Here is a 9,664-nt window from a genome sequence, read left to right on the forward strand (position 1 = left end):
AGCGGCTGATGTCTATTGCCGCTCGAGCTGCGCCTGCAAGTCGGCGGGAATCGGCATCCGCTTGAACATGCTCACATTGGCCCCGCCGCTGTTGCCGACCGGCACCCGGCCCAGGGCCGAGCCGAGCATGCCCAGCGGAATGCGCGCCAGCTGGCCGAGTATTTCCCGGTAGTCGCGGCGTCTATAGCCGATCAGCAGGAACAGCAGGTGGCTATGGGTATGCGGCCACACGTAACTCTGGCCGATGATGTGCGCCCGTTCCACATGCCGGTAAGCGCTGGCATAGTCCTGCTTCGCCAGTGCGCCGCGCGCGCCCCGTACTTCGTTATCGAATGCCTGTCTATTGAAGTGCTTCATGGTCGATGCTCGTATGTTGTTAATTCGTTTCCGCGGCGAATGCAGCCCGCCGGGCTGCCAGGTTTGTGCAGGGCAGAGGCATCGCCCCGAGGTCGGGCCTCTCAGGCCTGCGAACTTGAGTCGGCCTGCAAACCGTACTGGCCACCAGCATGTCCGGTTCGCCGGGCACCGGCTTGTAAAAAGCTGCTGAGGTTCAGCAGGCAGGGAGGGAATGTGACAAGCAATAGCCCATCGAGGCTGTACGTGGGCGCGCGGCAGGCGCTGTTCGTCGGCGCGACCACAGCCAGCCGGCACAGGCATCACGCCGTGCAGATCAGCGTGGCCCTGGCCCAGCCCTTTCGCATGCGCCTGGAGCAGGGCGCCTGGCAGGAGTACCGGGGCGTCATCATTCGCCCCGATGCCGAGCACGAGTTCGACAGTGGCGGGGTAGCCGTCGCCAACCTGTTCCTGGATGTGGAAAGCGCCGATTACCGGGTCATTCTGCAAGCGCAGTCGGCGGGCGGCATCGAAGTCGGGCGCAGCGTGGCCGTGCCGCAGGAATTGCTCCAGGCGTTGCGCCTGTTTCACGCCGGGAAAAGTGCCATGGCGACCGCCCCCGAGCTGTGCACCCGGATAGTCGAGGCGTTTCTGGGCAGAACCCTGGCCCGCCGGGAGATCGACCCGCGCGTGGCCAGGGTTCTCGAGCTGATCGGCAAGGAGCCTGCGCAGAAGATCCGGGTGGAGCGCCTGGCCAATGCCGTTGCCCTGTCGCCGAGCCGGTTGGCTCACCTGTTCGCCGAGCAGGTCGGCGTGCCGATTCGGCGATATCGCCTGTGGCGGGCGATCCGCGAGGCGATCAGGCTGTGCCTGGGCGGGGCCTCCCTGACCGAAGCGGCGCATGCCACCGGCTTCAGCGATTCCGCGCATTTCTCCAACAGCTTCCGCGACCTGTTCGGCATGACGCCGTCGCTGCTCCTGTCGCAGCAGGCCGCGGTGGAGATCCTGCTCGGCGAGGCCTGAAGGGCGGGGCTCGCGGCCCTGCTTACCAGCGCCGCCTGCTGGCGATCAGCTGCTCGGCGGCGCTGGCCGCCAACGGCTGGGCGAAGTAATAGCCTTGGCCATATTCGACGCCCAGCGCCTGCAACTGGGCCCGTTGCTCCTGGTTCTCGATGCCTTCGGCGATCAGGTCCATGCCCAGGCTGTGGCCGAGGGTGACGATGGTCTGGATGATGTCCGCTTCCTTGCGATCCACGTCCATGCGCCGCACGAAGGAGGCGTCGATCTTCAGGGTGTTGACCGGGAAGCGATGCAGATAGGACAGCGATGAATAGCCGGTGCCGAAATCGTCCATCAGCAACTTGACGCCCAGGCCGCGCAACTGCTCCAGCACCGTCGCCGCCGCCTCGGCGTGCGCCATGATCAACGTCTCGGTGACCTCCAGCTTGAGGCTGCGGCTGTCCAGGCCGGATTCCTGCAGGGCCGCCTCGATCTGCGCCGTCAGGTCGGGCTGGATGAACTGGCGCCCGGCCAGGTTCACGCTCACCTGCAGCGGCGGATGCTCCGGGTAACTCAGCTGCCAGGCGCGCATCTGCCGGCACGCCTCGATCAGCACATTGCGGCCGATATGCACGATCAGGCCGGTTTCCTCGGTCAGCGGGATGAACTCGCCGGGCGGAACCAGGCTGCCGTCCGGTCGGCGCATGCGCACCAGCGCCTCGAAACCGCTCAGGGTGCCGCTGCGCAGCTCGACGATGGGCTGGTAGAACACCAGGAACTCCTGGCCCGTGAGCACCGCCTGGCGCAGCTCGGTTTCCATGTCGAGCAGGGCGACCACCCGCTCGCGCAGGTCCGCGGCAAACAGCTCGCTGTACCCCCCGCCTTTCTCCAGTGCCCGATGGTTGGCCGTTTCGGCATCGCGCAGCACGTCGTTCGGGTCGACATAGGCCGCCCTGGCGACGGCGATCACCCCGATGCTGGCGGTGCTGAATACCTCGCGCCCCTCGACGTTGAAGCCAGGCGCCAGGGCAACATGCAACTGATCGGCGAAGCGCGTCGCCTCGCTCGCGTCCTGCACCTCGTCGAGCAGGATGGCGAAATCCTGGCCGCTCAGGTGGGCGAGGGTGGTGCCCGGGCCCAGACCGGCGCCGAGGCGTTGCGCGACGGCGATCAACAGCTCGTCGCCCGCGGTGCTGCCGAGGCTGTCGGTGATGACCTTGAAGCGGTCCAGGCTGAGGTACAGCAGGGCGAAGCCGTGAGCGGGCTCCAGCTTGCTGCGGTCCAGCGCATCGCCCAGGCGGCTGAGCAGCAGCGCCCGGTTCGGCAAACCGGTCAGGCTGTCGCGCAACAGTTGCGTCTCGACCACCGAGGCGAGCATGACCCGCGCCGATGCCGCGCCTATCACCCCGGCCAACTGTTCCTCGACGTAGCGCGCCAGCTGGGCGTCGATCTCGCGCGGCCAGTCCAGTTCATGGTTCCTTCGGGCATAGGCGGTCAAGGCTTCCCTGGCCTTGTCGGCGCCGAGAAAGCGCGCCAGCAGCGCGTGCAGATCCGCCAGCGAGCCGCTGACCCGCCACGCGCGCTCCGCGCCGCGGTCGTGCTTGAACACGTCGACGAACAGGGTGGCCTGGGTTCGCTCGAGCTCGTTCTGATCGCTGAGTACCGATACGGCCAGGTAGGCGCCGATGTTGGCGAACATGCTCCACAGCATCGCATGGGTGATCTCGTCCAGGTCGCCCAGGCCGAACAGGCTCTGCGGGCGCAGCAACTCGATGCCGAATGGCCCCTGCTCGAGCAGCTCCATCGGCAGCCAGCCGGAGCGGGCGAAGGCGGGCAGCACCAGGGTGTAGGCCCACACCAGGAAACCGCCGCCGAGCCCGGCCAGGGCCCCGGCCCGGGTACCGCCTTTCCAGTAGATGCCGCCGAGCAGCGCCGGGGCGAACTGGGCCACCGCGGCAAACGAAATCAGGCCGATGGACACCAGCGCATAGGCTTCCCCCGCCAGCCGGTAATAGGCATAGCCGAGCAGCAGTTCGAGCACGATGGTGCCGCGACGGATGGCCAGCAGCAGGCCGGACAGGTCCTCGCGCTCGGCCAGGCGCAAGACCTTGATGCGCAGCAGGATGGGCATCACCAGGTCATTGCAGGCCATGATCGACAAGGCGATCGTCTCGACGATCACCATCCCGGTGGCGGCGGAGAAACCGCCGAGGAACACCAGCAGGGCCAGCGCCTGCTGCTGCTCGGACAGCGGCAGGATCAGCACGAAGGTGTCCGGATCGGCCGCGCCGGCGAAGTGCAGCTGGCCGCCGAAGGCGATCGGCAGGACGAAGATATTGAACAGCAACAGGTACAGCGGAAACAGCCAGATCGCCTTGTTCAGGTGCGCCTCGTCGACGTTCTCGACCACCGCCACCTGGAACTGGCGGGGCAGGAACATGATCGCCAGCATCGACAGGAACGCCAGCGAGAACAGCGAGGCCCAGCTGTGGTAGACGTCGGTCGAGCCGCCGCCGATGGTGAACACCGCGGCGATTTCCGGCGCCTGCGCCGCCTGGGCGAACAGATCGGCGAAGCCGTCGTACAGGCCATAGGTGACGAAGACGCCGACGGCCAGGAAGGCCAGCAGCTTGACCAGCGACTCGAAGGCGATCGCCGCCACCATGCCCTCATGGCGTTCCGCGGCGTCCAGATGGCGGGTGCCGAACACGATGGTGAAGGCCGCCAGGATCAAGGCCACGTAGAACCCAGTGTCGTCGAGGATCGAACTCGCCGCCGGCTGCGCCGTCGACAGGATCGCCGGATAGCCGCGCAGCACGTCGAAGCTGGTGGAAATCGCCTTCAGTTGCAGCGAGATGTAAGGCGTCACCCCGACCAGCGCGATCACCGTCACCAGCCCGGCCAGCGCCGCGCTCTTGCCATAGCGCGAGGAGATGAAGTCGGCCAGCGAGGTGAGGCGATTGTCCTTGGCGATACGGATGATCTTGCGCAACACGATCCACCACAGCGCCGCCATCACCGTCGGCCCGAGGTAGATCGGCAGGAAACCGATGCCGCTGCTGGCGGCGCGGCCGACGCTGCCGTAGAAGGTCCAGGCGGTGGCATAGACCGCCAGTGACAGCGAATAGACATAGGGGTTGGCGATCAGGCTGCGCCCGGCGGCCGCCGCCCGGTCGCCGTGATAGGCGATGGCGAACAGCAGGCCAAGATAGGCGCAGGCCGTGACGGCGATAACCCAGGCAGGCAATACTCGGCCCTCCGCTTCGACTGGACGCAAAACAGGGCGACAGCGCACGGCCGCTATTTCTTCTCGATCACCAGGGCCAGCAGGGCAATCAACAGCAACCAGGCGGCAAACACGTAGGCATACAGGATCGGTACGCCCAACACCCAGTCGGGCCGGTTGAACAGCGCCAGCAACGGGTAGTTGAACAGCGCCGCGCCCAGGATGAACAGGGCCGTCAGGCGCTGAGCCTTGATATTGGGTCTGTGCATGGCCCCTCCGCAGGCCGGCCAGCCTTGCCGGGTTACTGCCGCCTTCTCGACGCGCGATGCAGACCGCGCTGTCCGCGCAATAACGGGTAGACAGTCACTTTAAGTTATAGCTCCCCGCGGGCTGGCGAGCGCGCACTGGTGCGCCCGCGAAGACTGATCGGGGTCAGGTGGATGCCGCCATGCCGGTCAGGTTCCGGTCTGGATCGGACATCGGCTCTCAGGAAGGTTTACGTAGCGCTTCGATGAGCTCTTGTTTGCGCATGGTCGAGCGGCCGGCAATATTCCGTTTGCGCGCCAAGTCCATGAGCTCCTGCTTGGTCATCGACTCCAGTTTCGAGCCCGGCCGTGGTATCCCTCGGCGCGTCGCCAGCGCTCGCCGAGCGGACGATTCGCGTGCAGCTTGCTTGGCCGCCGTCGGGGTCTGTTGCCCTGACCCTCCGGCGCGTTCGCCGCCGCCGGATTGCTTGTTTACCGTAGCCCAGGCGCGGGCCTCGGCTTCCTGCTCGGAAACCCCTTGGGCCTCGTAGCTCTGCGCGATGTGCTCGGCCTTGCGCTTCTGCTTGTCGGTGTATTTGTCTTTGCTTCCTCGTGGCATGGGGCGTACCTCCATCAATGCCGCCGGAATCCGGAAAAACTGGCGGCCATATACCGACTGGAGTGCTCCGCGACTGGATGGTTCAGGCGTCCGGATGAATGGAAAATACGCTGGAGCCTGTGCACGAAAAACGAACTTATCCGTTTACGGCCCGCTCACAATTAAGAACAAAGCGCTTATCTCGATCAGCGCAAGTACGCCGATGCAGCAGCAAAACCAGGGCGCCATAGCCGGTGGACGAAGCCGGCTGACAGGTGATTTCGGCCCGAGGCAAACAGCCCCGGGCAGGATCGAGCGCCCATTCAATGTGTGTGATGTCAGGAGCCTTCGCCCATGGAATTGATCGAGCGAGTCATCGCGACGCTGTCAGCGGAGTTTTCCGACTTCAGCCAGCTTGAAGCAATCACCCGCACCAGCATGCGCCTGGTACTGGCGGTTGTACTCGGCGGGCTATTGGGGTTCGAACGCGAGGTAGCAGGCAAGGCCGCGGGTGTCCGCACGCACATGCTGGTCACCATGGGTACGGCGCTGTTCGTCATGGCCATCGAGCAAGACGGCGCCAGCGACGCGGCTGTCAGCCGGGTGATTCAGGGCATTGCCGCCGGTATTGGCTTCATCTGCGCCGGCACCATTCTCAAGGGCCGTGACATTGCCGGCGTCCAGGGCCTGACCACTGCTGGCGGTCTTTGGCTGGCGACCGCGATCGGCGTCACGGTCGGCCTCGGTCGTGGGGGCACGGCGATAGTGGCCACCGTGTTGGCACTCCTGATTCTGCATGTGCTGCCCCTGCTGCTGGACCGCCAGAATGCCCAACCGCCCGGAAGCGATGAGGGGCCGCGCTGATGCGTGGAGGATGGCGAAACGCTCCAGCGAGAGTGCGATATCGGCCTTCAAACGGTCCATTACGGGGGCGCAATGGCTGTTGTAGCGCGCCCCAGGCTCACCTGACCGATAGCCTCATCACCGCCAGTACCAACCCGGCAGCAAGAAAGGATCAGCACGCGGCATCCCTTCCCCTTAAAGCACAAGTTTTGATGCCAAAAAGGGCTGTCTAAGCGATTATTTGGCCATTAACTTGCGATGTTTTTCTTCCGACTCAAGCGGTTACGTGGGTCCGATCCTGCGGCCGTTCCCAGTGTCGGTTGCGGCGCTTTGTTGGGAGGGCTCGGATGGAGTACTCCGCGAGCTGAGCGTGGCCAGCAGCGACGCCTCACCCCGGTCGCTGAATACGATGGCGCGGGAATCCCTTGCCCGTTTCGCCCAGCCGAGTTCCTGAATTCGTGCCAGGAGCGCAGCCCCAAGCGCACCTGCCAGGTGATGCCTGCGCTCGCTCCAATCGAGACATGCCCTGCAAAACGACCGCCTTGAACAAGTAACCGCGTCCGTATCGATGCCCAAACGGCGAAACCATAGCCGCCCATGTTCAGTGAGCCATGGTCCTTCCTGGCGAGTTTCGAACACGCCCTGTCGCAGCATCTCCTCGTACGCCAGCACACCCAACTCGCCGGCAAGGTGGTCGTAACAGATGCGCGCCTTGCGCAGGGCAGGGTCGCGCGGGCCGGTCCGCGGGCGCACACCTTCGCTTCGGCCAGCCATGCCCATCAGCGACTCGAGGACGTGCGCGACATCCTGCCCGGCAAGCCGGAAGTAGCGGTGACGGCCTTGTTGGTCGACCTTGAGCAGCCCTGCTTCCAGCAGCTTGCCGAGGTGAAAACTGATGGTCTGCTTGGTGACACCGGCCATGTCCGCCAGTTCGGTAGCGGTCAGCGCGCCACCCGACATCAGGGCGGAGAGAACCTCCGCCCGAGCGTTATCGCCGATAAGCGCCGCGACGCGCACGATGTTAGGACCTTCACTCATGGTTCGATCCTAGTCGAACCACCCGTGGTCGGCAAAGCGCTAACGTGCCCACTACCCGTTCAAAGGAGATATGCACATGGGCATCACCTGCGTTATCCGATACGAGATCGATCCCTTCCAGCGCGATGCATTCAATGAGTACGCCGAAAACTGGGGTCGCATCATCCCGAGGTGCGGCGGTCACCTGTTGGGCTATTTCCTGCCCCACGAGGGAACGAACAATGTCGCCTGGGGGTTAATCGCGTTCGACAGTTTGGCTGCCTACGAGGCGTACCGTGCCCGCTTGAAGTCCGACAAGGACGGGCGCCAGAACTTCACCATGGCCCAAGAGCGCCGGTTCATCCTCAAAGAGGAACGAAGCTTCGTGGAGGTGGTGGAGGGCACGCTCGGCGTGGCTCCTTTGCCCGAGGGAGGCCTGACATGATCGCAGTCATTTTCGAGGTACTGCCGCATGCAGAGCGCAGACAGGACTACCTCGACGCCGCAAGCGCGCTGCGCCCGCACCTGGAGGAGATCGACGGCTTCCTGTCGATAGAACGCTTCGAAAGCCTCACCAATCCAGGAAAAATTCTTTCGCTCTCGTTCTGGCGGGATGAAGAAACCGTGAGGCAATGGCGGAACTTCGAACCTCACCGGTCCACCCAGAAGGCCGGTCGAGAGGTTATCTTTGCCGACTACCGGCTCCGCGTCGCCACGGTCATCCGGGACTACGGCCTGGACGACCGCAACGAGGCGCCCGAGGATTCGCGTCTAGTGCACTCATCGTAGCCGGAATGGGGTGCCGCCCAACGTCAAAGCTCAGGGGCGCGCCGTTTACGGCGCGTCCCGTGGCGCGCTGGGTTGTGCGAACGCGGAAGTAAAAGAGGGGCGGAGTGATGTATTTTTATTATGGCGTCCCCTTAATGCTGGGGTTTTTGCGAGCGCCGCGAGTAAAAAGTCAAACTGCTTTGGTTTGTTAAGCGACTACTGCCCATTGATTAGTCTTCTCGGCCAACATAGGCTCTTATTGATGAAATAAGCCCTTTCTCATTAAAGGTCAGTACATCAACGACATAGAGAGTTTCTTTTTGATCAACAATTATTTTTAGCTCTCCTGCAACAGAATTGTTGCTGGTCAAGCAGCTTAAAACCTCAATTTCAATTGTGCCTGCGTTTTTAAAATTATTCTTCGTTTCAGCGACAGCATTGGCTTTGCCGTTGACGGATATTTTCCAATCTCTCAGCAATATCTCATCAGCAAACATTGCTGATATAGACTCTAAGTCTTTCTCGGAATATTTATTTAGATATTGTTTGAATTTCTCAGTATTGGTCATTGTACTTTCCCTGTGATGTCGCATAACGTTTGGTTAAGAGGCCGGCTTTAACCGGTCCCAGCGAACGAAGTGAGCGATTTGTTATGCACTGTATAGCTGATGCCCTTTGGTTTTGACCAGACTTGCAACTGGAGGCCGCTCTTCTGCATGCCATTCCGGCAGTGAACCTGAGAGAACTACAGGGCTTACTACGCCGCCTAGCTCTACAAAGCGCTTGGCAACTTCAAAACGTCTAGATTGAAGTCGTTCTAGGTAAGGGTGAAGGATCTGATGCTCAGAGTTGAGATGAGCGCGCATTTCATATGCCAATAACCCTCTCAGCATGGCGTTCAATTTATTTTTTCCTAGAGACGCAAGGTCACCTACCAATAAGCGCTCAGGTGTCTGAGTGATTGTTGCCTCTTGCACTTTCACCTCTGGGCATAACGTTTGGTTAAGGAGCGGGCTTTAGCCCGTCTCAGTGAGCGAAGCGAGAGTCCATATACGCATTGTTAGGTGCGCTCATGCGTTGCGAATGACCGTAATACGGTGAGCGGAATTGCAAACATGAGAGCAAATCCTGTATTTAGAACCGCGTTTTGCCAAAAGCCAGAAAGCAATGAATATGCGGTGTCTGGGATGAACCAAGCGATAAGCGAGACAACGAACATGCGCCATGCGTCTTTGGAACCTCTACGAACTGGGCCAAGCGCGAGAAACATAAGTGCGACTCCCCAGCCGAACATGACAGAGCCCAACACTGCATGGACAAGGCTGATATAAGCCATAGCCTCAGGGCCAAATGTATTTAGATGTGCGGTAGATGCATAAACCAGCAGGCTGAAACTTTGCAGCGTGAAGCTTGGCATGATGACAAGAATTAGCCCGAACAGCATAAGGCCCGCCGTGGCTGCAACGAGTAAGCGCCACCAAAAAATCTGACTACTGTTCAAAGGATTCTCCAAGTACCTAATCGGGATAGGGAGACGCCTCACGGCGCCTCTCCTCCCACACCACCGTGCATACGGGTCACGTACACGGCGGTTCGATGAATATATTCCTACCGCACCACAATGGCCGGCAGCCC

General features: G+C 62.0%; 11 protein-coding genes. 4 read left to right on the forward strand and 7 right to left on the reverse strand.

Annotation, left to right across the window (positions count from 1 at the left end):
- Positions 1–12: 12 nt before the first annotated feature.
- Entirely contained in the window at positions 13–357 is a 345-nt protein-coding gene (locus tag G9C89_RS22945) for a DUF3703 domain-containing protein (protein WP_172152638.1), read from the reverse strand.
- Between the two features lie 213 nt (positions 358–570).
- Between G9C89_RS22945 and G9C89_RS25425 the strand changes: the two genes are divergently transcribed.
- On the forward strand, positions 571–1,356 hold the full coding sequence (locus G9C89_RS25425; RefSeq protein WP_172152640.1) for a helix-turn-helix transcriptional regulator: 786 nt from the start codon (positions 571–573) through the stop codon (positions 1,354–1,356).
- 22 nt (positions 1,357–1,378) lie between these two features.
- On the opposite strand, the gene G9C89_RS22955 is transcribed toward G9C89_RS25425, so the two are convergent.
- The 3 genes from G9C89_RS22955 to G9C89_RS22965 form a co-directional block, all read right to left on the reverse strand.
- Positions 1,379–4,579: an EAL domain-containing protein gene (locus tag G9C89_RS22955; protein WP_172152642.1), complete on the reverse strand. Its 3,201-nt coding sequence runs from the start codon at positions 4,577–4,579 to the stop codon at positions 1,379–1,381.
- A gap of 53 nt (positions 4,580–4,632) precedes the next feature.
- Entirely contained in the window at positions 4,633–4,827 is a 195-nt protein-coding gene (locus G9C89_RS22960) for a hypothetical protein (protein ID WP_172152644.1), read from the reverse strand.
- 217 nt (positions 4,828–5,044) lie between these two features.
- Complete coding sequence (locus tag G9C89_RS22965) at positions 5,045–5,422, reverse strand: Rho termination factor N-terminal domain-containing protein (protein WP_172152646.1); 378 nt, start codon at positions 5,420–5,422, stop codon at positions 5,045–5,047.
- Between the two features lie 333 nt (positions 5,423–5,755).
- Between G9C89_RS22965 and G9C89_RS22970 the strand changes: the two genes are divergently transcribed.
- Positions 5,756–6,265 (forward strand): MgtC/SapB family protein, encoded by a 510-nt coding sequence (locus G9C89_RS22970; protein WP_172152648.1) that lies wholly within the window; start codon positions 5,756–5,758, stop codon positions 6,263–6,265.
- A 261-nt stretch (positions 6,266–6,526) separates the two neighbouring features.
- Here G9C89_RS22970 and G9C89_RS22975 read toward each other — a convergent pair whose 3' ends face one another.
- Positions 6,527–7,282, reverse strand: a complete 756-nt coding sequence (locus G9C89_RS22975; protein WP_172152650.1) for an ArsR/SmtB family transcription factor — start codon at positions 7,280–7,282, stop codon at positions 6,527–6,529.
- A gap of 76 nt (positions 7,283–7,358) precedes the next feature.
- On the opposite strand from G9C89_RS22975, the gene G9C89_RS22980 reads away from it, so the two are divergent.
- Together G9C89_RS22980 and G9C89_RS22985 are read left to right on the forward strand one after the other, a co-directional pair.
- Positions 7,359–7,706, forward strand: coding sequence for an NIPSNAP family protein (locus G9C89_RS22980; RefSeq protein WP_172152652.1), 348 nt, complete (start codon positions 7,359–7,361; stop codon positions 7,704–7,706).
- Positions 7,703–8,050, forward strand: a complete 348-nt coding sequence (locus tag G9C89_RS22985) for an antibiotic biosynthesis monooxygenase family protein (protein WP_172152654.1) — start codon at positions 7,703–7,705, stop codon at positions 8,048–8,050. The genes G9C89_RS22980 and G9C89_RS22985 overlap by 4 nt, the downstream gene beginning before the upstream one ends.
- 209 nt (positions 8,051–8,259) lie before the next feature.
- On the opposite strand, the gene G9C89_RS22990 is transcribed toward G9C89_RS22985, so the two are convergent.
- Positions 8,260–8,598: a nuclear transport factor 2 family protein gene (locus tag G9C89_RS22990; RefSeq protein WP_172152656.1), complete on the reverse strand. Its 339-nt coding sequence runs from the start codon at positions 8,596–8,598 to the stop codon at positions 8,260–8,262.
- 491 nt (positions 8,599–9,089) lie between these two features.
- Positions 9,090–9,530, reverse strand: a complete 441-nt coding sequence (locus G9C89_RS22995) for a hypothetical protein (protein WP_172152658.1) — start codon at positions 9,528–9,530, stop codon at positions 9,090–9,092.
- Positions 9,531–9,664 lie beyond the last annotated feature (134 nt).

The organism is Pseudomonas tumuqii (genome assembly GCF_013184545.1).
Taxonomy (GTDB): Bacteria; Pseudomonadota; Gammaproteobacteria; order Pseudomonadales; family Pseudomonadaceae; genus Aquipseudomonas; species Aquipseudomonas tumuqii.